General features: G+C 58.1%; 20 protein-coding genes. 9 read left to right on the top strand and 11 right to left on the bottom strand.

Annotated features, from left to right (window positions below; genetic code table 11):
- Positions 1-31 precede the first annotated feature (31 nt).
- The 8 genes from ACYQ14_RS21790 to ACYQ14_RS21755 all read right to left on the bottom strand — a co-directional run bounded on the left by ACYQ14_RS21790 (position 32) and on the right by ACYQ14_RS21755 (position 10,744).
- The gene (locus tag ACYQ14_RS21790; RefSeq protein ID WP_459891435.1) at positions 32-967 is read right to left on the bottom strand and encodes a carbohydrate ABC transporter permease; all 936 of its coding nucleotides are present in this window, start codon (positions 965-967) and stop codon (positions 32-34) included.
- A 77-nt stretch (positions 968-1,044) separates the two neighbouring features.
- Positions 1,045-2,382 carry an extracellular solute-binding protein gene (locus ACYQ14_RS21785; RefSeq protein WP_459891432.1) on the bottom strand — a complete coding sequence of 446 codons (1,338 nt, stop codon included), beginning with the start codon at positions 2,380-2,382 and terminating at the stop codon, positions 1,045-1,047.
- A gap of 889 nt (positions 2,383-3,271) precedes the next feature.
- The gene (locus ACYQ14_RS21780) at positions 3,272-4,327 is read right to left on the bottom strand and encodes a Gfo/Idh/MocA family protein (protein WP_459891430.1); all 1,056 of its coding nucleotides are present in this window, start codon (positions 4,325-4,327) and stop codon (positions 3,272-3,274) included.
- Positions 4,328-4,586: 259 nt separating this feature from the next.
- Positions 4,587-5,741 carry a scyllo-inosose 3-dehydrogenase gene (gene iolM / locus ACYQ14_RS21775; protein ID WP_459891428.1) on the bottom strand — a complete coding sequence of 385 codons (1,155 nt, stop codon included), beginning with the start codon at positions 5,739-5,741 and terminating at the stop codon, positions 4,587-4,589.
- 151 nt (positions 5,742-5,892) lie between these two features.
- Positions 5,893-7,629 carry a thiamine pyrophosphate-binding protein gene (locus ACYQ14_RS21770; protein ID WP_459891427.1) on the bottom strand — a complete coding sequence of 579 codons (1,737 nt, stop codon included), beginning with the start codon at positions 7,627-7,629 and terminating at the stop codon, positions 5,893-5,895.
- A 134-nt stretch (positions 7,630-7,763) separates the two neighbouring features.
- Complete coding sequence (locus ACYQ14_RS21765; RefSeq protein ID WP_459891426.1) at positions 7,764-8,192, bottom strand: universal stress protein; 429 nt, start codon at positions 8,190-8,192, stop codon at positions 7,764-7,766.
- A 132-nt stretch (positions 8,193-8,324) separates the two neighbouring features.
- Complete coding sequence (locus ACYQ14_RS21760) at positions 8,325-9,344, bottom strand: LLM class flavin-dependent oxidoreductase (protein WP_459891424.1); 1,020 nt, start codon at positions 9,342-9,344, stop codon at positions 8,325-8,327.
- A gap of 161 nt (positions 9,345-9,505) precedes the next feature.
- Positions 9,506-10,744: a mandelate racemase/muconate lactonizing enzyme family protein gene (locus tag ACYQ14_RS21755; protein ID WP_459891422.1), complete on the bottom strand. Its 1,239-nt coding sequence runs from the start codon at positions 10,742-10,744 to the stop codon at positions 9,506-9,508.
- A gap of 619 nt (positions 10,745-11,363) precedes the next feature.
- On the opposite strand from ACYQ14_RS21755, the gene ACYQ14_RS21750 reads away from it, so the two are divergent.
- Complete coding sequence (locus ACYQ14_RS21750) at positions 11,364-12,164, top strand: HpcH/HpaI aldolase family protein (protein WP_459891420.1); 801 nt, start codon at positions 11,364-11,366, stop codon at positions 12,162-12,164.
- 172 nt (positions 12,165-12,336) lie between these two features.
- Here the strand turns inward: ACYQ14_RS21750 and ACYQ14_RS21745 are convergent, their stop codons facing one another.
- Positions 12,337-13,839: a CoA-acylating methylmalonate-semialdehyde dehydrogenase gene (locus ACYQ14_RS21745; RefSeq protein ID WP_459891418.1), complete on the bottom strand. Its 1,503-nt coding sequence runs from the start codon at positions 13,837-13,839 to the stop codon at positions 12,337-12,339.
- A gap of 189 nt (positions 13,840-14,028) precedes the next feature.
- Between ACYQ14_RS21745 and ACYQ14_RS21740 the strand changes: the two genes are divergently transcribed.
- The 3 genes from ACYQ14_RS21740 to ACYQ14_RS21730 all read left to right on the top strand — a co-directional run bounded on the left by ACYQ14_RS21740 (position 14,029) and on the right by ACYQ14_RS21730 (position 18,108).
- Complete coding sequence (locus ACYQ14_RS21740; RefSeq protein WP_459891416.1) at positions 14,029-14,796, top strand: IclR family transcriptional regulator; 768 nt, start codon at positions 14,029-14,031, stop codon at positions 14,794-14,796.
- 597 nt (positions 14,797-15,393) lie between these two features.
- On the top strand, positions 15,394-16,032 hold the full coding sequence (gene rdfA / locus ACYQ14_RS21735) for a rod-determining factor RdfA (protein ID WP_283837156.1): 639 nt from the start codon (positions 15,394-15,396) through the stop codon (positions 16,030-16,032).
- A 102-nt stretch (positions 16,033-16,134) separates the two neighbouring features.
- Positions 16,135-18,108 carry an archaea-specific SMC-related protein gene (locus ACYQ14_RS21730; protein WP_459891414.1) on the top strand — a complete coding sequence of 658 codons (1,974 nt, stop codon included), beginning with the start codon at positions 16,135-16,137 and terminating at the stop codon, positions 18,106-18,108.
- A 353-nt stretch (positions 18,109-18,461) separates the two neighbouring features.
- Here the strand turns inward: ACYQ14_RS21730 and ACYQ14_RS21725 are convergent, their stop codons facing one another.
- Complete coding sequence (locus ACYQ14_RS21725) at positions 18,462-19,226, bottom strand: IclR family transcriptional regulator (RefSeq protein ID WP_459891412.1); 765 nt, start codon at positions 19,224-19,226, stop codon at positions 18,462-18,464.
- A 374-nt stretch (positions 19,227-19,600) separates the two neighbouring features.
- Here ACYQ14_RS21725 and ACYQ14_RS21720 point away from each other — a divergent pair, with 374 nt between their 5' ends.
- The 5 genes from ACYQ14_RS21720 to ACYQ14_RS21700 all read left to right on the top strand — a co-directional run bounded on the left by ACYQ14_RS21720 (position 19,601) and on the right by ACYQ14_RS21700 (position 24,369).
- A complete protein-coding gene (locus ACYQ14_RS21720) occupies positions 19,601-21,052 on the top strand; it encodes an extracellular solute-binding protein (protein ID WP_459891410.1) in 1,452 nt (483 codons plus the stop codon).
- Between the two features lie 69 nt (positions 21,053-21,121).
- A complete protein-coding gene (locus ACYQ14_RS21715) occupies positions 21,122-22,081 on the top strand; it encodes a carbohydrate ABC transporter permease (protein WP_283837160.1) in 960 nt (319 codons plus the stop codon).
- Complete coding sequence (locus ACYQ14_RS21710; RefSeq protein WP_459891408.1) at positions 22,074-22,991, top strand: carbohydrate ABC transporter permease; 918 nt, start codon at positions 22,074-22,076, stop codon at positions 22,989-22,991. Before ACYQ14_RS21715 ends, ACYQ14_RS21710 begins: the two co-directional genes overlap by 8 nt.
- Positions 22,992-22,995: 4 nt before the next feature.
- Positions 22,996-24,180, top strand: coding sequence for an ABC transporter ATP-binding protein (locus tag ACYQ14_RS21705; RefSeq protein WP_459891406.1), 1,185 nt, complete (start codon positions 22,996-22,998; stop codon positions 24,178-24,180).
- Between the two features lie 3 nt (positions 24,181-24,183).
- Positions 24,184-24,369 carry a DUF8005 family protein gene (locus tag ACYQ14_RS21700; protein ID WP_459891404.1) on the top strand — a complete coding sequence of 62 codons (186 nt, stop codon included), beginning with the start codon at positions 24,184-24,186 and terminating at the stop codon, positions 24,367-24,369.
- A 255-nt stretch (positions 24,370-24,624) separates the two neighbouring features.
- Here ACYQ14_RS21700 and ACYQ14_RS21695 read toward each other — a convergent pair whose 3' ends face one another.
- Positions 24,625-26,703 (bottom strand): RICIN domain-containing protein, encoded by a 2,079-nt coding sequence (locus ACYQ14_RS21695; protein ID WP_459891402.1) that lies wholly within the window; start codon positions 26,701-26,703, stop codon positions 24,625-24,627.
- Positions 26,704-26,795 lie beyond the last annotated feature (92 nt).

The following is a 26,795-nucleotide window of genomic DNA, read 5'->3' as shown; positions in this document are numbered from 1 at the left end:
GGCGTATCGGTTTCTGGTTTCGTTGCCATTGTTAGAACTTCACCTCCGCGATCTTCACAAAGGTTATCGCGATCAAGAGCACGATGAGCAGCAAGCTTATCGCCATCGAGGCAGCGGCGCCCCAGTTAGTAAACTCGAAAGCCGCTCGATACATCTCCATACTCACGACGTTCGTCGATTCGCCAGGTCCTCCTCGAGTGAGTATGTAGACTTTATCGAAGACGCGGATCGAGTCGATCACTCGGATAATGAGGATCAACACGATCAACGACTTCATGTGGGGCAGCGTGATGTCCCAGAAAATGCGCAACCGGGAGGCACCATCCATCACCGCGGCTTCTTTGAGGTGGTCCGGAACTGACTGAAGTCCCGCAAGCATCACCAACACGACCAAGGGCGTCCACTGCCACACCTCGGTGAGGATAAGCGAGTACAGTGCGATGCTGGAATCGCTAATCCAGCCCACATTTCCACCGACAATGGGATAGAAGATGTAATCAAGCAATCCTCCGGGCGCATAAAGCAATCGCCAAACGAGTGCGATGACCGTCGGTGCCAAGATCATCGGAATGAGGATTAGCGTCTGAATTAGTCCTCTAAATTTCAGTTTTCGGTTCAACAGAACTGCAATCACAAATCCGACGACAAACTGTACCGTCACCGAGAGAAAGACGTACCAAGCCGTAACCATCAGCGAGTTACGCCAAGTGCTATCATAGAAGAGGTTGACGTAGTTATCCAACCCGACAAACCCAATACGCTGTCCCGCCGTATACTGGTACATTGACATCTCTATCGCCCGTATCATCGGATAGAACGTCATCGAAAACAGAAGCACCAGTGTTGGGATAACCAGTAGCTTTGCAAGATGCTCGTCGGCCCAGAGGGCAAGGCGTTCTTTGCGGGACCCCTCAGATTCGCTGGCGTGGATTGGGTTTTCAGAAAGCGTATTCGTCCCTTCGCTCATCGGTGCCAGACACCTCTAAGTTGAAGGAGAGAACGGGTGCGATCGAGCGGTATTGTATCAGGATCCATGTGTGCTATTTATGCATAGTATCCGGCGCGGTCTAGAATGTCTTCTAGATCTTCTTCGGCCTGTTCGACCGCTTCATCAACCGTCATGTCGTCGGTAAGGACGTTATTCAGTATGATTCCGTGATCTTCTTCGATCTCGTTCCACTCCGTCGTCCGCGGTCGCGGTAGTGCTTCTGGCAAGCTGTTATAAAGTGCTTCCATCCAGGGCTCGTGATCGATGTATTCCTCGAAGATGTCGTGACGGAACGGGACACCGCCGTCTTCGACGTAGAGCTCCTGAGCCTCGCGTGATATGAATTCCTGAAGGACTTCGCCCGCAGCCCGCTTTTGTGGATCGCCAGTGTAGGTGTTAATACTCGCGATCCAGTTACCCTGCGTCGGTGCGTACTGTGTCCCTTCGGGAATTACTGTGAACTCGATGTTGTCTCCCTCCGAAGTTCCGTCCAACATGTCAGAAGCTGCGCCAGGCCAGACAAGTCCCTGTGCGGCTTCACCGGAACCGATCGCCGTAATTACTTCGTCACTGTCGTAGGCAGTCACGCCCTCGGGACTGATATCGGCGAGTTCGTTCGCGAAGAGATCGATTGCGTCTCTGCCTTCTGTGCTGCTCCAATTGTAGCTCCAGTCGTCGTCGAACATCCGTCCAGCCATCGATCCGCCGACCGCGTAGAAACTCGCGTTGATCGGATTTCCTCTCTCCCCACGTAACACAAACCCTGCTGTATCGTCAAGTTCGCTGTCGATCGCTTGACCCGCCTCGAGCACATCGTCCCACGTCTCTGGTGGATCTTCACCGACTTCGTCAAAGTGATCCGTATTGTATGCGAACAACTGTGCGTTACCGACCGCGACGGTTCCTCGTACTTCTTGCTCTAATTCATCAGCACCTGGAGGGACAGCCTCGTTCGGCGTCGGCCAGGTAGCGATGTCGACGGTCGATTGGATGAGTTCATCAGGAAGTCCTTCAGGAAGCCATTGCTCGAGAGGTTCGAGATGGTTCGCCATTCGTGGGAACCACGGATCGTCCATGAATACGACATCGAACTCGTCTCCTCGATTATCGAGAACGCTAACGAGCTGTTCGAAGAGGCCATCGAAGGGGAGCAACTCCACATTGATCTCGATACCCGTTTCGTCCTCGAGGTATTCGTCGGCAAGGGTATCAAACCAACTCCCCTCACCTTCGACCGCCGCGACGCTGATACTCTCTGCAGTTCCTTCCTCCGATTCGTCCCCCAAACACCCAGCGAGCGAAAGGGCCGTAATCGTTGCGCCACTCGACGCGAGGACTGATCGACGATCGACGAGGCCCCCACTACTATCCCGTACAGGTGTGTCTCGTGTCATACATTGACACAATAGTAAGCTTAGTGTATAAAATTATCGGTGTATACAGTTCCGGACTTGTCAGATATTTTGCTACTGGAAAGTGCTGTAACCAAAGTCAGATCGTTGGTGTGGGAGAGACAGTGAACAGTTGCGATCGAGTTCGACCAGTCGAGTTAACAGCAACAACTCGCGGAACGAGCAAACCGATACGAAACACTGCCGGAACGTCGGTACTACTCCCGTCGTTGAACGAGGGGGTGTCCCGATAAACTCACAGCCAATCGCGAACACCACATCGGCGAACTCGCGAGTTCGTTCCCGTCGATCGAGCTGTGCCGCGACGAATGGCGCCGTAAAACGTCGAATTCGGCGACGATGAGGTCATCCGACGCACCATCCGACGTTCGTGATACCTGCAGGATGATACCGCCAGCAACGATACAGACGATTCCCACGCCCGGGACGACAGTGAATGACTCTCCGAGACCGGTACGGCCAATACCGCGGCAATCGCTGGATTCGCGACGACGACGGCAGCCGCGACTCGAACCCCCAACACGATCGATTCCGCGAAAGTAGAGCAGTCGAAACGCCGCCGGATTTGCGAGCCCAGCGATCGCAAACGGCAGTAGTCCCCGACCGACGAGATCGTCGACTGCAACGCCGCGAACGCCGAGCAATACCCAAAAGACGGCAACGCTGACGACGATCGAATTGATCGCCGCTGGGAGCCGAAGATGTTTCGTCGGCTTCGGGGCCGTTTTTCAAGCCGTACTCGACCGATACGGCCTGCAGGCCGGAAAACACCGATGCGAGCAAGGCGAGTGCGGCACTGAGTTCCAGAAGTATCAGTGGATCTGCGATCGATCAAGCCAATCGTCGGCGAGATCGAGTGACAGTTGGTCGGTTACCCGAACAACGACGCGATCAGTTCGACGTCGTCGCGCGCTTGGGCAAAAGACGTGCGGACCGCTTGTTCGTCGCGAGCACACGCCATGAACGCCTCGAGCTCACGTTTGAAGCTCTCTTCGCGAGTCGGGCTGTACTGGCACTCGACCGTCTCGTCGGTACCCTTGCGAACGGAGAGCGTCGCCGAGTTGTACTTGACGAACGGGTGGTCAAACTCGAGGCGGAGCGTCCGGTCGGGCGCGTCGACGCGCAGGAACTGCTCGTGCCAGTGGCGCTCGGAATCGCCCGTCTGTAGGATACACCGTTCGCCACCCTCGAACACGAGGTGAGCGGTGCCGTAGTAGCCGTCGCGGACGAAGTCGACGTGATCGATCGACTCGACATCGCCGAACAGGCCGCAAAGTGCGTTGACGTCGTGGCAGACGTGCTCGAGCTGGAAGTCGTACGCGGCTGCGAGGTCCTCGTCATCGGTTCCGATCGCCTGTTTGCACTGCTCTATCCGGCGATCGGAGCTTCGTTCGATAAATTCCTCGTCGAGTTCGGGCGCGATTGTATCGTAGATGTCCGGCAGTGACTTCGAGAAGTCCGCGTCCACGGCATAGGCCGTGATGCTATCGATCTGTTCGACGTCCTCGAGTTCGTCCGCTAACCGCTCGTACCCCAGCTCGAACCGGCGGTTGTACGCGACCATTGCCGTCGCGTCGCTTTGCTCGGCAGCTTCGACCAGTCGATCGGCGTCCGACGGCGTGACCGCCAGTGGCTTCTCGACCAGCGTGTCCAATCCGGCGGCGAGCGAGCGCTCGACCACGTCGGCGTGGGTCTGCATCGGCGTGGTGACAACGACCGCGTCGAGTTCGGACTCGAGATCAGTGATCATGGTTTCGGGATCAGAATAGCGGTGTTCGGACCCGACGTTGTACCGTTCTCCGAGCTCCTCGGTGACGTTCTCAGCGGGATCACACATCGCCGTAAGTTCCGCGTCCGGCACCTCGAGGAGGTTCGGGATGTGCATGATCTGCGCGATCGTTCCGCAGCCGATAATTCCAACCTTCATGAAATCGATAGGGTGGGATAGCGACTAAAAAGTTTCTACTAGATAGCCACCACGACGAATAGCCACGCGTCGCGGGGGAACGATCGACATAGAACCGTTCGTAACCGGTCGTATTTCGCTCGAAAATCTTGTCGAGGAGGAATCGAACCGGTGCTCGATCCTGAGACCGAACACGTCCAGGTCCTCGTCGGGCCGTAAAACGAGACGGCGTTTTCGTTGTTTAGATAGATAGATAGACATAGCCGCCGACCCACGCTGTTTAGACTTCGATAAGGACTTTCCCGTCGACACGCTCTGCCGCCCGATTGATCGCCTCGTCGGCGTTTGGGAGGTCGAACGTCGAGGTGACGATCGGAAGGTTGTCGAGTCTCCCGGCTGCCATGAGCCGAATTACTCGCGGGAAGACCTGCTGGCCGGTGTGGCCCTCCGACCCGTATACTTGCGCGCTGTTGCCCTGCAGTTCGCGAAGCGCCATCTCCGGATCCGAGCCAGCGTTACTAATGTGGACGACGTTCGCACGCTCTGCGAGCGTTTCCTGAATCACCGGGTACGTCTGTAAAACGGCACCCGAGGTTTCGACGTGCACATCGGCACCCTCACCGTCGGTCACCGCCTCGACCACCTCAATTGGATCTCGAGCGATCGGATTATAGACGTGTTCGAACCCGAGTCCGCGAGCGATTTCCCGACGTTCGTCCGACGGTTCGAACGCGATAACTTTCCCCGCACCCGCGGCCCTCGAGACGTTCATCCCGGTGAGGCCGATGGGGCCGACACCGTGGTAGACGTGGTAATCCCCGGGCATAATGCCGTCGGCGCGCCCGAAGAGTCCGTAATAGCTGATCGTCGAGGGTTCGATAGTCGTGGCGGCCTTGAGTACCTCATCGTCGTCGCCGTAGGCTTCTCGGAGCGACGAGACATCCCAGAGGATCTTTTCGGGGACGGCGACGTACTCCGAGAACGCCCCCGGAATCGTAAAGCCGAGTTGTTCGAAGTACTCGCAGTGGCCGTGAAACCCCTGTCGACACATGTGACAGCGACCGCAGTAATCCGTTACCTCCGCCGTAACGAGGTCGCCTTCCTCGAACAGCCGGGTGTCGGAACCGGTCTCGACGACTTCCCCGGCGAACTCGTGGCCGGCGACGTTCGGCAGACGAAGGTAAGCAGAGTAGTGGACGTACCCGTCGTCGTCCGTCTCGATCATCGACGTATCGCTGCCACAAATTCCGGCGTATCGGACGCGGACGAGCACCTCGTCGGCTTCCGGGACGGGTCGTTCCCGTTCGGTCACACGCAGTTCGGGATCGCGCCACACCTGCGAGGCGTTCATCGCTTTCCTCGATTCTCGCTCGGCCTCGGTAACATCGTAGTCGGGTCGCGGATCCCACTCGGCATCCACTACAAGTGATTTCATGACGCGACCTTTACGCGCGTGGAGCATAACAATACCGGAACGACAGAACGAACTCGGAGCGAAAAACGCCATCAGAAAGCGAGAATCGGTACGGAAACGGTATCGCGAACGAATCGGCCCGGATGTCGAGACGGATCGATCGTAGGGGGCGTTAGTGCTCTTTCTCGAGATTCGCCAGATCCCACTTCCCGGTCACGATCGCACCGGAATCTTCGTTATCCGGCTCGACGACGGCTTCGACGAGTGCAGGGCCGTCGTGGGCGAGTGCATCCTCGAGGGTCTCGGTGAGTTTTTCCGGTTTGACGACGCGTTCGGCGAACTCGACGCCGAACGATTCGGCCATCTTCACGAAGTCGGTTCCCTCTTCGAACGGCGTGTTCAGGACGCGGTCCCAGCCGTACTTGTCCACCTGCAAATTGCGAATCGATTTCCAGCCGTCGTTATTCACGACGAGCCAGGTGACGTCGACGTCGTGTTCGACCGCACAATCGACCTCCTGGTTACACATCAGGAAACTCCCGTCGCCTTCCACGTCGACCACCTGTCTGTCCGGGCGTGCAAGCTTCGCTCCGATAGCGGCCGAGACACCAAAGCCCATCGTGGAGAACCCGCCACAGGAGATGTTCGTTCGCGGTTCGTAGACCGGGAACTGCGGGTTCGTTACCTCCTGGGGTTGGCCAGCACTCGAGACGACGATGCCGTCTCGCTCGAGCGCCTCGCGGAGGCTGACGAGCGCCCGCGAGATGCTCATCGGGACCTCGTCGGTTTGTTGGTCCTCGACGATGTCCTGCCATTCGGCCCACAGTTCCTGCATCTCGTCGTAATATTCGTTGTCTTCCGTGCCGACGGGGTCGACGCGGTCGGCGACCGCTTCGTGGAGCTGTCGGGTGACGACCTTCGAATCGCCGAGGATGCCGACTTCGACTGGGTAGTTTTTTCCGATCTCCTCGTTGTCGATGTCGACGTGGATGAGCTTGCTTGGCGGGATGTCGAAGCTCACGCCGTCCTCGAACGAGGAGGTGTGCATGTCGGTAAACCGACAACCGATCGCGAGCACCACGTCGGCGGTGCTCGCGAGTTCGTTGCCCGCCGTCGACCCGATCCAACCCGCGTAGCCGACGAACAGGTCGTGATCTTCGGGGATAATCCCCTTGGCCTGAAACGTCGGGATAACGGGCGCTTGAAGGTGCTCTGCGAGGTCCTGTACCTCGTCCCAGGCCTCGCCGAGCATACAGCCGCCGCCGGGGACGATGACTGGCCGGTCGGCCTCCGCCAGCAGGTCGGCGGCTTCGTCGACGGACTCGGGATCGCCGCCGGGCCGGCTGTGAGTCCGCGTCTCCGCCGGCTCCGGGATCTCGACATCAGCGGCCCCGCCCTGGACGTCCATCGGTACGTCGACGTGGACCGGGCCAGGCCGGCCCGTCGTCGCGATCTGGAACGCGCGTCGGAGGACTCGAGGCAGATGCTCGACGTCGTCGACGACGAAGCTCCGTTTGGTCACCGGCTCCATCACGCTCGGGAAGTCGCCGGGTTTCTGGCGCTCGATCTCCTGGAGAATTCCCTGTCCGTACTCGTGGGTCTGGGGCGCGCCTGTAAAGACCACCATCGGAATCGAGTCGACGTAGGCCGTCGCGACACCGGTCACCGTATTTGTCGCCCCGGGCCCGATCGAGGTGAACACAGCGAGTGGGTCACCACTCGCTCGCGCGTAGCCGTCCGCGAGGTGCGTCGCACCCTCTTCGTGTCGCGGTTGAATAACGTCGACGGCAGAATCGTTAAACGCGTCGAGGAGGTTCGTGCTTCCGTGGCCGGGGATGCCGACCAGATACTCTACACCCTCTTTCTCGAGGTACTCGGCGATAATCTCGCCACCAGTAAGTCTAGGCATCGTCTCTATCGAGCAATTATCACGGTGAATCATAAATATTCGCCCTCGGCGTTCCGAGTGAGAGGTGACACCAGCAACGAGTTGTCTGATCCGCTACCGACCGACGAAGGCGTTCACATCGTTTGAGGCGGTTATCACTGACGGACGAACGTAACGGGACACGGCGCGTTCAACAACACCGACTGTGCCGTATCGCCGAACAGAGCCTTGCCGGTTGGGCTGCGGGCTTGGCCATGAATGTACAGGAGATCAGCGCCGACGGCATCGGCGATGGAGACGAACGTCTCGCCGGTATCGCCGACGCCACCGCGAATCTCGTATTCGATCCCAGCGTCAGCAAGGCGGTCCGTTATCGACCGAATCGTTGCCGAACGTGCCGCGAGTTCGTCCGGCGTCGCGTCACCCTCGAAGTCATCCAATACGGCCTCGTAATCGTCTTCGGGGTGTCCGACTCCAAGGACAACCGTCGCGTCCGACGGACCGGCGGTCTCGAGGGCAGTATCAAGTAACGATTCGTGGTCGTCGTCTTGTCCCAATGCAACGAGGATTGTATCGAGAGCCATTACACTGTCACTGTAGCAACCAGAGCCTATAATACTTGGTACGGTCGTTCAGCGAGACGGTCAATTATCTGATACAGGCCGACAGAGCCACGGCGTGAAACTTCGCCGAGCAGAAACGACATGCCGACTGTCTCACAGCGACGGTATCACGTCGTCACGCATTACCTCGAATAGTCGCTCTGGATCCGGACTCGTGTTCGCGACGGCGATACGGTCGAATCCCATCTCGGCGTACTCCTCGAGTTGGCCCGCGATCGACGACGGATCGTCGGCGATCAGAAATTTGGCTTCGATCTGTTCGCGGGTCGCGTTCTCGCCTTCCGCTTCGATCGCTCGCGGATCGGCGATCGCTCGGTCGAAGACGTTCTGGGTCGTTGCCCACCACGGTCGGGTTGCCTCGAGGGCCGCCTCGTAATCTGGATCGTACGACGCGGTGACGAGCAGGGTCGTCTCGATCTCGTCGGGGTCGTTGCCTTCCTCCTCCGCGTAGCGGCGAATCGCGGGATAGAGCCGGTCTGTGTATTCCTCGCCTTTTTTGACGGTAATAAACCCGTCGGCATACCGCGCCGCGAGCCGCGCGGTGCTCGGGCCGTTTGCTGCGATGTGAATCTCCGGCGATTCCGCGGGCTTGGTGTAGAGTTTCGCGGTATCGAGATCGAAGCGCTCGCCGTCGTAGGACACGAACCCGTCCTCGTCTATCTGCTCACGGATATCGTCCTCGAGCCACTCTCGGTCTTCCCACAGCGCGCGGATGATCTGCAAAGACTCTTCGAGTCGATTCCGTCGCTCGGGATACTTGGGCCAGTCGAACCCCAACGGCGTTTCGTTCATCGCCTCGCCAGTCGAGAGTCCGAGTATCACTCGGTCGTCGTGGAGGAGTTGAAGCGTTGCGAACGCTTGAGCGATTTCACCGGGATGGTAGTGTCCCGTCGCCGGCGTCACACAAGTTCCGATCGGCCCGTCGAGTCGCTGGGTGGCGGCTCCGAGCCACGACCACGCGTCGCCGGACTCGGCGTCCGTGTGGAACCACGGGTGGAAGTGATCCGAGGTCCAGACGGTTTCGTATCCGGCGTCTGTCGCCAGATCGCTGTATGTTAACAGTTGTGCTGGGTCGTACTGCTCCTGATGCGCCATATAATCGATTTCGACCATCGTACCGCCAAGTACGAACAACGGTGCATTAGGTTTTGTGCTCCTCAACAACCATATACACGCTTTCGGTGGCCACACCGTGGCATGCAAGCACGTGCGTGCCGATGGCTTACAAAACAATGTACGAAAGCAATCGGAATCAGAATAAGCGAGTCGTCTCGTCAGGACGGCCGTTTGCGGTGCGTTTCGACGGCGTCCCAGTCGAGTTCGATACCGAGGCCCGGTTCGTCCGGCACCTCGAGTCGGCCGTCCTGGATCAGCGGTTCGTCGTTGATCACGAGGTCATCCCACCACGGCACCTCTCGAGCGTGGTACTCGAGTGCCACGAAGTTCGGGACAGTCGCCCCCACGTGGGCGGTCGCGACGGTCGCGACGGGGCTGCCGATGTTGTGTGGCATAAGCGCTTGATAGTACGTTTCGGCCATCTCGGCGATTTTCTTCGTTTCGGCGATACCGCCGGTTTTCGGAACGTCCGGGGCCAGAAAGTCGACCGCCTGCGTTTCGATCATGTCGCGGAATCCGTGCCGGCCGTATCGGTTCTCGCCAGTCAGAAGGGTCACATCGACGCTTCGTTTGAGTTCCCGCATCGCGTCGGTGTTTTCTGGCGGAAGGGGATCCTCGACCCACGCCAGGTCGTAGGGTTCGATCGCGCGACAGAGTTTCTCCGCCGTTTCGGGGCTAAAGTTCCAGTGGAGGTCGACGGCGACTTCCGCTTCATCGCCGACCTCGTCGGTTACTGCCTCGACGACCGAGCGCTTGTGTTCGATCTCCTGTGGATCGAAGTGTCTCGAGAGCGTATCGATGTCGCGACCGGACGGAACGTCGAGATCGAACTTGATGATGTCGAATCCGTCGTCAACGGCGCTTCGTGCTCCCTGGGCGTATGCCTCCGGCTGGTAGACATCATCTTCCTGTCCGTCTTCCGCCGAAGAAACCATTCCTTCGCCGGCGTGACAGTCCGCGTAGACTCGAACGTCTTCGCGAAGTTTGCCGCCCAGTAACTGATAGATGGGCTGATCGAGGAGCTTTCCGGCGGCGTCCCAGAGCGCGATTTCGACGCCGCTTATCGCGATCGTTCCGACTCCCCACTGGGAACCGCGGCCGGAGAGGCTCTCGCGCATGAGGTTGTAGAGGCGCTCGACGTCGAGCGGGTTTTCACCGACGAGAACCGGCCGAAGGTAGTCGGTGATGATCTCGTGAACGCCCGGCGAGGGATACGCTTCGCCGATTCCCATCACTCCTCGGTCGGTCTCGAGCGTGACGATGGTCCACGGGAAGTTCCCGTCGATCACGAACGAGTCGATATCGGTTATTTCGGCCGTGGGGCCGTCTCGAGCGGGCGTGTCGTCGAAATCCGCCCACATCGTCGCTGCGAGCGTGGATGCGAAGTCTTCGTACATATCTGTTAATATCTGTTAGCTGGTAACGTGTGCGTGAGCCGCGTGTCTCGACGGTACGTCGTCGGTCGTAACCGGGTCGGTTCCACGATGACGTTCGGGGCCAGCAAGTACGGGACGATCCGTTTGCCGAGCCGATCCGCAGCGCTTCGACGCACCGCTTTCACGACATCGGGTTCCGACGAAACCGTACGACTCGAGCCAAATAAGATCGAAACACCCCGTCGAGACAGCCACGGAGCGATCACGATCGTGAATCTCGAGTCGCATTATCACACGGATTGTAGGAGGTGAGTGTTATAGTTTCCGGTGAACTGATACTGCCGGCTGTAACTATGTGAAGATTCTCACACCCCCGGGGCGACGAGAATTGTGAACGACGTACAGCCGGCAGTATGAGGGAAGAACCCGTCGGGAGTCGTCGATCCGACGGGGGTTGACCGCATCGACCCTCCATTTTTATATATCTCGGCCAAAGATAGTACGGTACGTTCCGATCTATGAAGACGAATGTATCGACGGCCGCCGTGAGACCGATGTCTTTCGCTCGATCACCGACGCCCCATCGCGGACTGCGTCGCGAATCGAATCCCTTCCAACCGACGCCAACTACAGGGGGTCCATGACGCGTCACCTCAAGCGGGCGCTCGAGGAGGGTGACAATCCCGTCGGGAACTGGCTCTCGATCGGTCATCCCGCCATCGGGGAAGTGAGTTCCGCCCTCGAGTTCGATTTCGTTCTTATCGACACCGAGCACACGACGATGAGCCTCGAGACCGTCGAAAACGTCTCCAGAGCGATCGACGCGAAAGACGCACCCACGGAGTCGATCGTGCGGGTGCCACGAAACGAGCCATCCCGAATTAAACGCGTCCTCGATATCGGCGTGGCCGGGGTGATGGTGCCGATGATCGAGTCCGCCGACGAAGCGCGTCAACTCGTCGAGTCGGTCCACTACCCACCGGAGGGGGTCCGCGGCATCGCGAGCGGCCGCGCTGCGGAGTACGGGATGGATTTCGTCGAGTACGTCACCGACGCGAACGGCTCCATCGTGACGGTCGCACAGATCGAGTCCGAAGCGGGACTCGAAAACGCGGAGGAGATCGCCGCCGTCGACGGGATCGACGCCTTGTTCGTCGGGCCGGCGGATCTCTCGGGAGCGCTCGGTGTCTTCGCACAGTGGGATGCGAGAGAACTCCAGGAGGCGATGGATCGTGTCCTCCGAGCCGGGGCTACCCACGAAACGCCCGTCGGAACCCTCACCGTCTCGCCCGAACAGATCGACGACCGGGTCGAGGCCGGCTTTGACTTCCTGATCGTGGGCAAAGACACGGCGTATCTCGCGAACTCGAGCCGCGACGCAAAAGAGCGGTACGAATCTGCACTACAGCGCCACGAAGAGTCAGTAACGCAGAACGAATAGCGCCTCGGTAGCGCGAACGCGATCACTCCGGAATCGCTGGTGGTTCGATATCTCCTATTTCGAATAGAACCTCTCCGACAGGGGAGCTGTACCAGCGCTCGTCTACGACGGGTTAGTTGTACCAGCGCTCGTCTACGGCGGGTTAGTTGTACCAGCGCTCGTCTACGACGGGTTAGTTGTACCAGCGCTCGATCTGGATCGTTTTCTCCGTGTAGAAGTTGACGGCGTCTTCGCCCTGTGCGTGGAGGTCGCCGAAGAACGACGCCTTGCGACCGCCGAAGTGGAAAAAGCCCATCGGCGCGCAGACGCCGACGTTGACGCCGATGTTTCCGGCGTCGACCTCGTACTTGTACTGGCGAGCCTCGCTTCCCGATTCGGTGTAGATCGACGACGCGTTGCCGTACTTCGTCGAGTTGACCATCTCGATCGCGTCGTCGAGGTCGTCGGCGGCGGCGAGACAGAGGACGGGACCGAATATCTCCTCCTGAGCGATTTCCATATCGGTCGTCACTCCCTCAAGCAGTGTCGGGCCGAGGAAGTTCCCTCCCGAGAGTTCCTCGTCCGAATGTTCGAAGTCACGGCCGTCGAGGACCAGTTCTGCGCCCTCCTCGAGCGCGGTGTTTATCAGATCGAGAACGCGCTGACGGGAGTCCCCGGTAATTAGCGGTCCCACGTCGGTATCCTCGGCGACGCCAGCCCCGACGGTGAGTTCCTCGGCGGCGGCGATCAGTTGCTCGCGAAGATCATCGTATGCGTCGCCGACGCCGACGACGACGTCGTTGGCGAGACAGCGCTGACCGGCGTTGCCGTAGACGGAGCCGGTGATATTCGGCACGCATTCCTCGAGGGCGGCGTGTTCGGTGACGACTGCGTAGTTCTTCGCGCCACCCTGTGCCTGCACGCGTTTGCCGTGCTGGGCCGCCGTTTCGTAGACGTGTTTTGCGATCGGAGAACTGCCGACGAACGAAACGCCGGCGATATCCGGATGCTCGAGGAGCGCGTTGACGGTGTCCGCGCCGCCGTTGACAAGGTTAACGACCCCGTCGGGAAAGCCGGCCGCGTCGACGGCCTCGAAGATCAGTTGCGAACTCAGCGGCACTTTCTCGCTCGGCTTAAGAACGAACGTGTTTCCTGTCGCGACCGCGTACGGGAGAAACCAGAGCGGGATCATCGCCGGGAAATTAAACGGCGTGATCGCCGTGAAAACGCCCAGCGGCTGGCGAACCGCGTACTCGTCCATTTCGGGGGCGACGTCCTCGACGTTGCCGCTCCCCTGCCGGATCATATCCGGCATCCCGCAGGCGACGTCGACGTTTTCGATTCCGCGACGGATCTCTCCTCGAGCCTCCCCGACGGTCTTTCCGTGCTCGCGGGACAGCGCGACCGCGATTTCGTCGATGCGATCCTCGAGTTCCGTCTTCAGGTCGAAGAGGTACTGGACTCGCTCGACGACGGGCGTCCGTCGCCACTCCTCGAAGGCGTCGTTCGCCGTCCGAACCACGTCGTCGACCGATTCCTCGGGCGAAAATTCGATCGTCGTCAGCGATTCGTTTGTCGCGGGATCGATGACCGGATGAGATTTTTCACCGGATGGGCTCTTCCACTGACCACCGATGTAGTTGTCGACGCGCGTACGGACTGCTGGTGAGACGGCTTGCTCTCGTTGCTCGGACATACGTGCCAACTGTTGTGATACGAGCACAAATACGTTACGCTCACTACATCGACGGCCCGACTCCGCAATCGCCTGCAGTCGTTGGCCAAGGGACGATGCCGAAGGGGCGCGCTCGTTCGTCGGTCGCAAACGAAAGGAAACTGTTCGTAACACACAAACAGTTTAGTGGGAGACGGTACAGATAGGCGTATGGGCGAAACGACGGAACCACGGACGATCCAGGCGGTGGGGATCACACTGGAGATTATCGATTACCTCCACGAGACTGACGGCGCTCGAATCACCGAGATAGCGGAGGGAATCGGCCGATCGAAAGGGACGGTCCACTGCCATCTGGCGACGCTTCTCGATCATGAACACGTTATCAAATCCGGGGAGCGATACACGCTCGGCCTTCGCTATCTCGAACTCGGAGAGGGCGTAAAACAACACCTCGGAATCTACGATGTAGTTGCTGACGAACTGGACGACCTTGCGGGCGAGTGCGAGGAGCTGGTCCAGTTTGCGACGGAAGAACACGGACGAGCGGTCTACCTGTACAAAAAGGGCGGAGAACGAGCCGTTCAAACGGCTTCGACGGTCGGAAAACGAGAGCACCTTCACTGTATTTCACTCGGCAAGGCGATGCTCGCACATTATCCACGAGAGCGCGTCGAAGAGATCATCGACCGGCACGGATTGCCAGCGTACACGGAAGAAACTATCACTTCGCGCGAAGAACTCTTCAGCACACTCGACACGATTCGGGAGCGCGGCTACGCCTTCGACGACGAGGAGAAAATCGACGGACTACGGTGCGTTGCCGCACCGGTAAACGGTGCGAACGACGAAGTGATCGGTGCAGTCAGTATCTCCGGTCCGTCGAGTCGAATGACGGGTGATCGCTATTACGAGGAGCTTCCGAACAAAGTCATCCGATCCGCGAACGTCATCGAAATCAACGCGAAGTTTTCTTGAGCCGCCCGTGGTGCGTTCATCGCCTCGACGAAATCGATCGACGGAGCGCGAATCGACGGTTCATAGCTGTTTCATCGGAAGGGCATTTCCCTCCCATTCGCGAGTCACCGCATACTACGATGGCCTGACTCTTGTTTGAGAAACGCAAACGAGGTTCCCCGGGTAGCTCCAAGAATTCCTGTTCCAACTTCGGCGAACCGTTGGGATGATTTTCGACCAGTTATTTACACACATACCTGTGTAATCGAATTACAAATACCCTTGGGACACTAAGACAATCGATGGATTACGACCATACTAGCGTATCCGATAATGGTATTCGAGTAGATAATAGACTTTTATGTAGCAAGAAAATTCAAGATGATTAATGGAATAGTTGATTTCGATACGTACACAAATGTCCGGAAGAGGGGGTATTCACAACTATTAGGAGAGACAAGGCACAATCCAAGCCTAAGTAAACCAAATATGTTTGATTATATACTTTATTGGGGGACACGAAAGGGAATGGACGCGAACAGAACACCCCCTGAAGTCGTCTCCAGAACCAATTGCGAGTCAGAACATTTTTTGCAGTAAGCCTCTACTGGTATACCAGTGACTGAACAAAACACCGAATCGGAATCGACCACCTCCTGTGGCTGTAAACTCGGTCGAGTTAGCAACCAGTACGGGCTGGCAGAGCTCGACGATGACCTCGTCGCGCGCTGGACCGGGAAAGCCGAGCAACAGTACAGTACGCGTAAATTAGCGAAATACGTCAACGAACTCGTTCTCGAACAGGCCCTCGAGGAGGCGAACGTCGCGGCGAAAGAAGGGGAGATCGAAAACACGTATCGCTTGCTCACCGACGACGACGTCAGTAGCGGGACGCAGGTCCAGACCCGAAACGAACTCGAGCGCGACGGCGTTCCGGTCGAAGAAGTTGAATCGGACTTTATCTCCCACCAGACGGTCTACAACCACCTGACGAAGTGTCTCGAGGCATCGCTTGAGGAACCGACGGACGAAGAACGACTGGAACGGAGCAGAGAGAAAGTAGGCTCGTTGCAAAACCGAACCGAAGCGGTTACCGGGGACACCATTGCGCACCTCGAGCGAAACGATATCCTCGACATCGGGGAGTACAACGTGGCAGTTTCGATCACAGTAACGTGCGAGGATTGTTTCGAAGAATACACCGTACGGGAACTGCTCGACCAGCAGTCCTGTCGCTGTGGCGGGTTGAGTGATTGAACGGGTTGACAGAAAATCGTCTCAGTAGCCATACTGTTAATCTGAACAACACGTGCAGGTGAAGTGGTAATGCCTATGTGTAAGGAGATAGAATGTAGGGGCATGGAAAGTGAATTAGCCACGAAGAAAGAAGAAGTCCCGACAGCGGCGACGCTCACCGTCGACAACATCGGCGGTATCGACAGTGCCGAAGTGAACTTCCAGCAGGGTGTTACCGTCCTGTCCGGCCGTAACGCAACAAACCGAACGTCGCTTCTCCAGGCCATCATGGCGGCGCTGGGAAGTGATCAAGTGAGTCTCAAAGCCGATGCGGACGAGGGCAGCGCCGAACTCGAGTTCGGCGACGACCGATACCGACGAAAGCTCGAGCGCCAGAACGGGACGATCATCACCGACGGCAATCCGTACCTCGACGACCCGGACATCGCAGATCTGTTCGCCTTTTTGCTCGAGTCGAACGAAGCGCGCCGAGCAGTCGCTCGAGGCGACGACCTTCGGGAACTGATCATGCGCCCGGTCGATACGGCCGCGATTCAGGCCGAAATCGAACAGTACGAACAGCGAAAGCGATCGATCGACGAGCAACTCGAGGAACTCGACAACCTCGAACAGCGACTCCCCGACCTCGAAGCCAAGCGCAAACGCGTTTCCGACGAAATCGAAGACCTCGAGGCGGAACTCGAGCAAGCCCAGGAAGAACTCGATGAAGCGAACGTCGACGTCGAAGAACGCCGCGAAGAGCAATCCGAACTCGAGAACAAGCTCAGCGACCTCCGAGAGACCCGGTCGGATCTCGAACGGACCAGGGATCGAATCGAAACCGAACGCGAGAGCATCGACGCACTCGAGGACGAGCGAGAGGAGGTCCAAGAGCAACTCGAGTCCCTCTCGACCGGCGAAGAGACCGATATCGGCCGGATCGAGGCCGAAATCGAGACCCTGCAGGAAGAAAAGGCGGACCTCTCGAAAGAGATTTCCCAACTCCAGAGCACCATCCAGTTCAACGAACAGCTCCTCGACGAGCCGGATTCGGTTCTCGCGGACGCGAACCAGCCGGTCGACGACGGCAACGACGACGGGGCGATCACCGACCAGTTGCTCGACGATTCCGAGACGGTCACCTGTTGGACCTGTGGCTCCTCGGTCGCCAAAGAACAGATCGAGACGACGATCGAACAGCTCCGCGACGCGCGCCAAGATCGAATTCAGGAACGAACCGAGATCAACAGCGACCTCGAAGACCGTCGAGAGACCGTCTCGAACATCAACGAAAGTCGAAGTGAGTACCAGCAGACACAGCGTCGACTCGACTCGATCGACGACGAAATCGAGAACCGAACGAATCGGATCGACGAGCTGACCGACGAGCGCGAGGAGCTCACCGACGAAATCGACGATCTCGAGGCCGAAATCGACGACCTTGAAACCGAAGAGTACGACGGCATCCTCGACCAGCACAAGGAAGTCAACCAGCTCGAGTTCAAACTCGAACGGAAAGAGCGAGAACGAGACGATATCGAGGACGAGATCAGTTCGATCGAAAAGCAACTCGGCAACCGCGAGGATCACGAAGCACGCCGCGAGGACGTAACCGACGAACTGACCGACCTCAGAACGCGGATCGACCAGATTGAGGAAACCGCGGTCGAGGCGTTTAACGAACACATGGAAAACTTGCTCGAGACCCTCGAATACGGGAACCTCGACCGCGTCTGGATCGCGCGAACGACTCGGGAGGCTCGCGAAGGACGCAGAAAGGTAACGAAATCGTCGTTCGACCTGAAAATCGTCCGGAGCACCGACGACGGCGCGGCGTACGAAGACTCGATCGAACACCTGAGCGAGAGCGAACGGGAGGTGACGGGGCTCGTCTTCGCACTCGCGGGCTATCTCGTCCACGACGTCTACGAGACGGTTCCGTTCATGCTTCTGGACTCTCTCGAGGCGATCGACTCGGATCGGATCGCCTCGGTTATCGAGTACTTCGAATCGTACGTGCCGTACCTCGTCGTCGCACTGCTGGACGAGGACGCCCAGGCAATCGAGACCGAGCACGAACTGGTCACCGAAATCTAACACTAGTAGACGCGGAAGTCGTTGATTTTTGTCGGATCGAATCGCCCCTTCCTTCGAGTCACTCAGTATAGGTGACAGTCGTCAACGAAACGCCCAGAGGACAGCCCCAAAAGGGCCTCGAGACGGAGGTATCAGATTTGTGGATATAATCTAACTTACCGTCCAAAAGACGGAGAATCGCTTAACAACCAGATAATCACTGTTTCACACATATTCATTTATCTGAAAGATATTACGTTCGTCTAATTCGTATGCGGCCTCGGAGCGAACGGTCAAATAACAGACAGGCTGATCCGGTAGATAGTGGTGAGAGAGTTGTTCTACCCACCCCGAATCCGGTGTGACCGGAAATATTACGAGTAAGTCATGTTCACTTCGATGACGTTTGCGGTACTCAAGACGCTCTTCGGTATCTCTGCGTTGAACGTCGACTCGTCGAATCGGTTCGTCGGTCCTGAAACGCTAATCGCACCGATTGGCCGTTCGTTCTCGTCGCAGATCGGTGCCGCGACACAGCGCATTCCGATCACTCGTTCTTCGTCGTCAATCGCGTACCCTCGGTCGCGGATTTTCGCGAGTTGTTGTTTCAGTTCCTCGATGTCGGTGATCGTCTTTCCGGTTACGCTGGGGAGGCCGTGTCTCTCGACGATTTCGTCGATGACTTCCTCGGATTCTCTCGAGAGGATTGCTTTCCCCAGTGCCGTCGTGTGAAGATGCACGCGCTTGCCGATGTGCGTATCCAGATTGACGGCGTCGGGCCCCTTCGACTTGTTGAGGAAAATTCCCTTTCCGTGTTCCTCGATCATCAAATTCGCATGCTCGCCCGTCTCCTCGGCTAATTTCTTGATTTCGGGAGATGCAACCTGATACAGTTTCATTTGGCTACGGGCGAACCCACCCAGTTCGAGGAATCGCGCACCGACGTGATAGGTTCCATTTTCGTTGACCAGGTATTCCGTTTCGGTCAACGTCTGTAGGTGATCGTGAACCGTGCTCTTTGGCATCTCGAGGGCTTCTGAGAGTTCGGAAACGCCCGCGCCATTGAGTTGATGGAGCGTCTCGATAACCCGGAACGTTGTCGCGGCCGCCTGGACTGGGTAGCGTGATTTGCTCGCCATGTACGGTATGTTAAAGCACATCCTATATAATAGTTGTCCGGCGTGGCCGGAAAAATTTGGTCGAGATCCCACCACTATGGAACCGTGGCGGTAGGTGAGAACCGGCAATTAGTTCACAGTGAAAAATCGCATATGTCCGGTAATGCCGGATACGGGATTTTGCCGCGGTGTTTCCATCGATTTCAGTGTATAGAGATGTAACGCGCACAATCACCGTTGTGTGCACCAGAGAAGCAGAGAGTACAGTTCGTCCAAGAGACCAAGACTGGATCTCGAGTCACTCCCCCCAACCACGACCGAGAGAGTAAATTTATATAGTAGAACGCTAATTTGTGCGTATGGCAGACAGAGCCAATCGTGGGTTTAGGGGTAGTATGCACGATGAGAACAGTATTTCTCGCCGAAACGTTCTTGCGGCGACCGGTGCCGCCGGGATTATCGGGGCGGCGGGTTGTCTCAGTGACAATGGAGACGAGGAACTGGACATCTCGGAATACGACGGCGAAGAGGTGACGGTCGAATACAGTACCGCTCCGCTCTTCGGCGATGTCGAGGATCAGATTCAGGAAGCACTACGCGATGCGGGCTTACACGAAAATATCGAAGTCGACGTCTCGACGGGCGTCTGGGGGGCAGACGATCAGGAGGATCAGTACAACCAGATCCTTCAAGCCGGTCAGTCCACCCCGGACATCATGTTGACCAATTTCGCGTACACCTCCTCGTTCGCACCTCGAGGGTGGTTGGTCGACCTGAACGAGGCACTCTCCGAGGAGAAACTCGAGGAACTCGAGGACGACTACCACCAGGAAATGGTGGATTCGATGCGCTACGACGGTGGATTGTACGGAGTCCCGCAGTTCGTGGACATTCCGGCGATCCTCTACCGCAAGGATTACGTCGAAAATGCGGGATACGATCCCGAAGGAGAGAATTGGGCGACGGAGCCGATGTCGTGGGAGGAGTTCGCTGATATCGTCAGCGACTCGGTCGAAGCGAACGACGTCGACCACGGCTACACGACGACGCTGGACCAGCGGACCGTCGGTCACCAGACTGGATACGAAAAAGTCGTCACAATGGGTGGGAACTACTTCGGTGACATGGAAAATCAACACGGGCCCGTTGGCGACCGGCCGGTAACGATCGACGAGGAGCCGGTGATCGACGCGCTTCGTTTGCTTCGGACGTTCATGTACGGCTCCGACGACGAGCATGCGATCGACGGCATGACGGGCGATATTTTGCCTTCCGAAGCGCTCGGCTGGGACACCCAACCCTCCCAAGAATCGTTCGCCGCGGGCGAGGCCGTCTTCCACCGAAACTGGTCGTACGCGATCGCAGACTTCGCGAGCGAGGACGCCTTCGGCGAGGATATCGGCCTCATGCCGTTCCCGTACGGCGTCTCCGAGGACGAAGCCGAGTACGAGGGTACCGGCGGGACGAACGCGACGCTCGGCGGCTGGCACCTGTCGCTCAACCCGAACTCCGAAAAGCTCCCGGCCGCCGTCGAACTGCTGAAAGTTATGACCTCCGACGAGTTCTACCTCGATATTTTCGAAATTACCGGCTCGACACCTCCAAAGCCGGAACTGTTTGGATCCGAGCAAGCGGAGGAGGTTCCGGTGATGAGCCGGTATCTCGAGACGCTTCAGTTGCAGTCGGAAAACCAGTGGGTTCACCCGATCAACGCGGTTTGGGACTCACAATCCAGTTCGATTGCCGAGGAGTTCCACGCCTGTCTCAATCAGCAGAAGTCACCGCAAGCGGCAGTCGAAGCCGCTCAAGTGGATGTCGAAACGATCGAATCCGAAGAGGCGCAGTAACCCCACCCGATCCACTCACGACACAACGAAAGGTACAAGATTGTTCACAATCGCCATGATTACTGTGCAATGATAGAGAAGCTATATCGAACCGTATCGCCCATCCTATACAGGATCGAACGATTAGACGAGGATAAGTACGGCTATCTTCTCATTGGCCCGATGATTCTCGTGCTTTCGGTCCTGGCGTTTTATCCGCTCGTTCGGACGTTCTGGTTGTCGCTCCAGAGTGACGACCTGTACGGAGAACATCCGATCGGCGAGTTCAGGGGGATCGACGGCTACGTAGAGATACTCACCGGAGAACTGAACATCATCCTCAACTATCCCTTTTTCAGCTTGAGCGATCCGCTCTCGAGCGCGTTAGTTGTTACGCTACTGATTACGGGTTTCAGTGTCGCGATCGGGACTGTTCTCGGTCTCGGGATGGCACTCATCCTCAACAAGGAGTTTCGCGGCCGTTCGGTCGCCCGGATGATCGTAATTCTTCCGTGGTCGATCCCAATCGTCATTCAGGGAATGATGTTTTACTTGATGTTTCAACCTAGCATCAGTCCCTTCGTCGAGCCGCTCAACCAGCTCGGGATACTCTCTTCGAGACCGCTTGGCAGCACTCGAGATTCCATTATTATCGTGATTCTTATCGATGTCTGGCGAAAGATCCCGTTCATTGCGCTCATCATCCTCGCTGGCTTAGCGAGCGTCGATCAGAGTCTGTACAACGTAGCGAAGGTCGCGGGAGCATCGAAATGGCAACAATTCAGGCTCATCACGCTTCCGTTGATCAAACCCGTCGTGCTGATCGGGATGATCTTCTACACAATCAGTTCGATGAAGGTTTACGGCGTCGTCGAAGCGTCTGCGGGCTGTAATACGGTTCCAACCCTTACGTGTCTCGTAGTAGATACGTTCCGCATGCAGCGATGGGCAACCGCCTCAGCGATTGCCTTCCTGACCGCACTCATCATCGCGGGGATCGTGATGGTGTATCTGGTCAAATTCCGTGACGAGGTCGATACCTATGAGTAATGCAGTGGAAGACGAATCGAAAGGCCGCGTCGGACAGTTCGTGAATCTGATGGTCAACAATCCGTACGACACCTACCGGATTCTGTTCTACGTCGGGCTCACGTCGTTCCTCATGATCACCCTGTTTCCGTTCTACTGGCTGCTCGTTCTGGCGGTCTCTGGCGGGGGTACGTACGGAATGGGCTTTCTCCCGGACAGTGTCAACATCGGAGTCTTCGTCGAGATATTTAGCCAACAACCGATTCATCTCTACATCTTCAACAGTATCGTCATCGCGATGATCACCGTGGTCATCTGTCTCGTCATCGGGAGTCTCGCAGGATACGCGTTCGGTCGCGTCGACTTCCGCGGCAAAGGACCGCTAATGCTCTTGCTACTGATCGTCTCGTACTTCCCCGGAATCGCCTACCTGATTCCGCTGTACGAGATGTTAACGGGGTCGCTCACGGTTGGTCCGTTCATGACGCCGGACCTCTATAACACACCGTGGGCGATGGCCTTCCCGTTCACGATGCTGACCCTTCCGATTACGATCTTTATCCTGACGACGTTCTTCAGTCAGATCCCCGACGGACTCGAGGACGCCGCCAGGGTTGAGGGGACGACGCGACTGGGTGCGTTGTTCCGGGTTATCCTCCCCCTTTCCGCACCGGGAGTCGTGACGGCCGCGATCATCGTGTTTATCAGCGTCTATCGAGAGTTCTTCTTCTCGTTCATGATGAGTCGCGGTAACCCCGACGACTGGGCCGTGCTCGTCTACGGCATCCTCGCGTTCGAACAGCAATCCGGCAGCCAACACCACTTCATGGCAGCCGCAAGTATCGTCGGGGTCATTCCGGTCGCGGTACTAGTAATATTCGCACAGAAACACATCGTTAGAGGCTTAACGCAGGGCGGTCTAAAGGAGTGATATCATGGGACACGTTACACTTACGGACACGACGAAGCGCTACGAAGAGGTCGTCGCAGTCGACGAAATGAATCTCCAGATCGAGGACGGCGAGTTCCTCTGTCTCGTCGGTCCCTCGGGGTGTGGCAAGTCGACCACCCTCGAGATGATTTCGGGCTTGACGCTCCCAACGAGCGGAACGGTCGAAATCGCCGGCAAGGACGTTACGAACGAGCCGCCGAAGGATCGAAACATTTCGATGGTCTTCCAGAACATCGCGTTGTTTCCCCACATGGACGTTCGGGACAACATCAGCTTCGGACTCCGCCTTCGAGATTTCGAGGACGAAGAGATCGAACGACGGGTCCAACAAGCGGCTAAAACCGTCCAACTCGAGGGGATGCTCGATCGGACACCGAGCGAACTCTCCGGCGGTCAACAACAGCGCGTCGGAATCGCCCGAGCCATCGTTCGCGAACCAGCAGTGTTCCTGATGGACGAGCCGCTGGCCAATCTCGACGCGAAACTGCGTGTCCACATGCGAACCGAGATCCAGCGCCTCCAGAAGGAGTTAGACATCACGACGATCTACGTCACGCACGATCAGGAGGAGGCGATGACAATGGCCGACCGTATCGCCATCATTAATCAGGGGAACCTCCAGCAGTGTGCACCGCCGCTCGAGTGTTACGATCGGCCCGCCAACAGGTTCGTCGCGAGCTTTATTGGAAGCCCGTCGATGAACCTCTACGACGGCAGTGCAACCGGCGACGTCCTCGATCTGACTCACTTCCAGGTCGATCACGCACTCGATCTCGACGCCGATCACAACGACGTGACGGTCGGCGTCCGTCCCGAAGACGTCTACCTCGTCTCGAGCGAGGACGAACCCGCGACGCCGAGTACCGCGTTCGAAGCGGTCGTGGACGTCCTCGAGCCAGTGGGCGATCAGACGTACGCCTACTTGACGCCACAGGGCGCACAGAGCGACTCCGATTCGGTCATGGGCGAAGGTGGGCCAGAGTTACTCGTGAGTATCGATCCGGATACCACAATCGAAGAAGAAGCGACGATCGAAATCGTTTTCGACCGGGAGAAAACCCACGTATTCGACGGGGAGACTGGCGATGCAATCGCCCACGGAGTCATTGATGAAACGGTCGCCGAGCCGACAGCAGTCTCCGCCGAAAACGAGGCCAGGGGGGACTGATCGATGGTCCTAACCCCAGAAACGATGTTCGTCGGCGCGGCGTTAGTGCTGTTTTTCTTCTGGTTCTACGGCATCGTCTCGTTTTACTTCGATCTGCGGTACCAGTTCGTTCCTGCAGTACGCCGGTACTTCCGCGACGGGGATAACGACGAGACGAACAACCGTCCGGATCCTGAAGAGTACCTCTAAGAACTCCTCGTCCCAAAGCTTCGTTTTCTGCCGTCGTAATTCTCGTCGCCGTCGATACCCACTCTTCGAGGTGAGAAGTGACAAGTGAGAGGGGACGAGCTATCGCGCGTGTGAGTGTCCTCGACAGTCGAGACTTAAATCTATCAACGCGTTCGACACCGTATCGACGAGCGGAACACGAGACGATGGCCAAAACGGTCGAAAGGGCTGTTCGTCGGTCGAATTCGTGGAGGCATCGACTGTCTCGCTTGCGGGTTACAGTCGTTCGAACGTCCAGATCTGGTGGGCCCCACCTTCCCACTCGCCAGCACGTACCGTCGCCCCGGATTCATCCGAGGCCTCGGCGACCTCGAGACGCCCGTCGGGAACGTCGATCTGGAAGCCGTTTTCGTAGCGTTCCATCCGGTATTCCTCCGCACTGCCCTGGACCGCATCGGAACCCGAGAACGTGACACCCATCCCGCTGTGTTCGGCGGTGAGGGTGAATTGGCCCTGCCGACCGTCCATCTCGCCCTCGACTTCCCAGCGCTGGTGTGGCTCGTCGTTCCACTCGCCCTGCTGAATCCGTGCTCCGGACGACGGGGAGCCGTCGGCGACTTCGAGCACCTGACCGCTATGTTCGGCGACGACTCGATACGTTCCGGGTTCGATGGACTGTACGCCCGCCTCCCAGACTGCGTTTCGATCGATGTCGCGCCCGATGGCCGCCCCCGGTTGATCGACGACGTAATCGACCTCGAGACTCGTCCCGGGATCGGTTCGCCACTCGAAGACGAGGTCCCACGCTTCGGACTCGGCGTTCCACTCCGGATAGCTTTCCCAGGCCGCCGACGCGCTGGCACCGCCGTGCGGCGCAGTTCGGGCCTCGAGCGTCGAGTGATAGTGCTCTGAGACCCCTTCGACGCGCGCGGCGGGTGACGCATCCGGCTCGAGCGTTGCCGTTCCCCGATCAACCCCGCCGCCGACGTTGCCATGGACGACTGTCATTTCGGATGCGACGTGGATTCGGTCCGTTTCTCCGTCGGCGCTCACGTCGTCGGAGCCGGGCAACCGAACGTCGTTGTTAACGAACTGGTTGTGCAAGCAGGCACCGCGTTCGTTGATCGCCCACGGCTGTTTCGGCTCGTCGCGATCGTCCGTTATCCGGAGGTTCGCGAGCGTGATCCCCTCATTGATCTCCGAGGATTCGCCCATGAGTCCGAGCGACCAGAAGTTCACCCCCGATGCGTCCGTATTCTTGATGATTCCGCCGAGGATTTTGATGTTCCTCACGTCAACGAGGAGGATTCCGGCCTTCGAGGCCCCCTGAACGTTGACCTCTCCGACGGTCACGTCCCGCGTTCCGGTGATAATCGAGAGGCCGCGAACGCCGCCGCGGCTGACGACGCGACCGACGGAGATGCCTCGACAGCCGTTTGCCAACCGGAACGTGGCGTAGTCGAACTGCGGATTCTCGCCGATTACTTGCCCAACTGACGCATCGAACGTCTCGTTCAGAAGGACGACGCAACTCCCCGGATCGACGCCGATCACCTGCCCGATCTGGATCCGTTCGACGTCGTAGGTTTCGATTCCGTGGTGTCCCGTGTTCGTGACGTAGGCGGTATCTATCTGGACATCGGTACACCCTCCCTCGAGGCGAACCCCCTGGCCGGTGACGCCGTCGATCCACAGCCTGCCGAAGGTGAGATTCGACGAATCATCGGCGAATACCGCTCTGCCGGCCTCGCCCTCGACGGTAAGTTGTGGCACGTGGACGTTCTCGACGCCGCTCATCGACAGGACGTCACCTGTCTCGCCCTCGACCGATACCGTTCCCGCGATATCGAGGCGAGTGTAGCTCGGCACGTCGACACCGTGTACGTCGTGGTCCTCGCTGACCACGAGGTCGCTCGTCACGCGGACGGTCGCTTTCGTCGTTCGAGCGTCCTCGAGCGAATCGAGTGCATCCTGCAAAACTGCCATCGGCTCGTCGTCGCTCGAGATCGTTCCGTCCTCCGTGTCGGCATGATACGTGCCGTCGCCGTCACACCAGACCGTTACGTCGGCGTCCCCGGCACGCGTATAGGTGTGATCGACCTCGAGCGACTCGAGGTCATATAATCCGTTTTCTCCCGCATCGACGTCGCCGTCCCACTCGTACCACGGCTGGGTTCCGGTGTTTGCCGTGTTCGCCCCCTCTTTCCCTCCCGCGCTCGCCGAGCCGCTGATCGCCGCACCGAGGCCCGCAGCCCCGAGTGCTGCCAACGCACCACGGCGTCCCATCGAAAGCGGGACCGGCGCGGCTGATCGAGTCAATTCCTCTGTCTGCTGTTGTTCGGTCTCGTCAGTCATGATATGCTCTGTCGCCCGATAGCGACAGACTCACATATCGAGTGTGGCGACCTTAATTCTTTGCCGATATTCAACACGATTGATGCGAAAGC

The organism is Halostagnicola bangensis (assembly GCF_054653435.1).
Note: the sequence above shows the minus strand (reverse complement) of the source record. Positions and strands in the feature narration are given on the sequence as shown.

Excerpts from the sequence above, each read along its gene's own strand:
- ACYQ14_RS21790 (WP_459891435.1), bottom strand. The coding sequence starts at position 967 with ATGAGCGAAGGGACGAATACGCTTTCTGAAAACCCAATCCACGCCAGC.
- ACYQ14_RS21785 (WP_459891432.1), bottom strand. The coding sequence starts at position 2,382 with ATGACACGAGACACACCTGTACGGGATAGTAGTGGGGGCCTCGTCGAT.
- ACYQ14_RS21780 (WP_459891430.1), bottom strand. The coding sequence starts at position 4,327 with ATGAAGGTTGGAATTATCGGCTGCGGAACGATCGCGCAGATCATGCAC.
- iolM (WP_459891428.1), bottom strand. The coding sequence starts at position 5,741 with ATGAAATCACTTGTAGTGGATGCCGAGTGGGATCCGCGACCCGACTAC.
- ACYQ14_RS21770 (WP_459891427.1), bottom strand. The coding sequence starts at position 7,629 with ATGCCTAGACTTACTGGTGGCGAGATTATCGCCGAGTACCTCGAGAAA.
- ACYQ14_RS21765 (WP_459891426.1), bottom strand. The coding sequence starts at position 8,192 with ATGGCTCTCGATACAATCCTCGTTGCATTGGGACAAGACGACGACCAC.
- ACYQ14_RS21760 (WP_459891424.1), bottom strand. The coding sequence starts at position 9,344 with ATGGTCGAAATCGATTATATGGCGCATCAGGAGCAGTACGACCCAGCA.
- ACYQ14_RS21755 (WP_459891422.1), bottom strand. The coding sequence starts at position 10,744 with ATGTACGAAGACTTCGCATCCACGCTCGCAGCGACGATGTGGGCGGAT.
- ACYQ14_RS21750 (WP_459891420.1), top strand. The coding sequence starts at position 11,364 with ATGACGCGTCACCTCAAGCGGGCGCTCGAGGAGGGTGACAATCCCGTC.
- ACYQ14_RS21745 (WP_459891418.1), bottom strand. The coding sequence starts at position 13,839 with ATGTCCGAGCAACGAGAGCAAGCCGTCTCACCAGCAGTCCGTACGCGC.
- ACYQ14_RS21740 (WP_459891416.1), top strand. The coding sequence starts at position 14,029 with ATGGGCGAAACGACGGAACCACGGACGATCCAGGCGGTGGGGATCACA.
- ACYQ14_RS21730 (WP_459891414.1), top strand. The coding sequence starts at position 16,135 with ATGGAAAGTGAATTAGCCACGAAGAAAGAAGAAGTCCCGACAGCGGCG.
- ACYQ14_RS21725 (WP_459891412.1), bottom strand. The coding sequence starts at position 19,226 with ATGGCGAGCAAATCACGCTACCCAGTCCAGGCGGCCGCGACAACGTTC.
- ACYQ14_RS21720 (WP_459891410.1), top strand. The coding sequence starts at position 19,601 with ATGCACGATGAGAACAGTATTTCTCGCCGAAACGTTCTTGCGGCGACC.
- ACYQ14_RS21715 (WP_283837160.1), top strand. The coding sequence starts at position 21,122 with ATGATAGAGAAGCTATATCGAACCGTATCGCCCATCCTATACAGGATC.
- ACYQ14_RS21710 (WP_459891408.1), top strand. The coding sequence starts at position 22,074 with ATGAGTAATGCAGTGGAAGACGAATCGAAAGGCCGCGTCGGACAGTTC.
- ACYQ14_RS21705 (WP_459891406.1), top strand. The coding sequence starts at position 22,996 with ATGGGACACGTTACACTTACGGACACGACGAAGCGCTACGAAGAGGTC.
- ACYQ14_RS21700 (WP_459891404.1), top strand. The coding sequence starts at position 24,184 with ATGGTCCTAACCCCAGAAACGATGTTCGTCGGCGCGGCGTTAGTGCTG.
- ACYQ14_RS21695 (WP_459891402.1), bottom strand. The coding sequence starts at position 26,703 with ATGACTGACGAGACCGAACAACAGCAGACAGAGGAATTGACTCGATCA.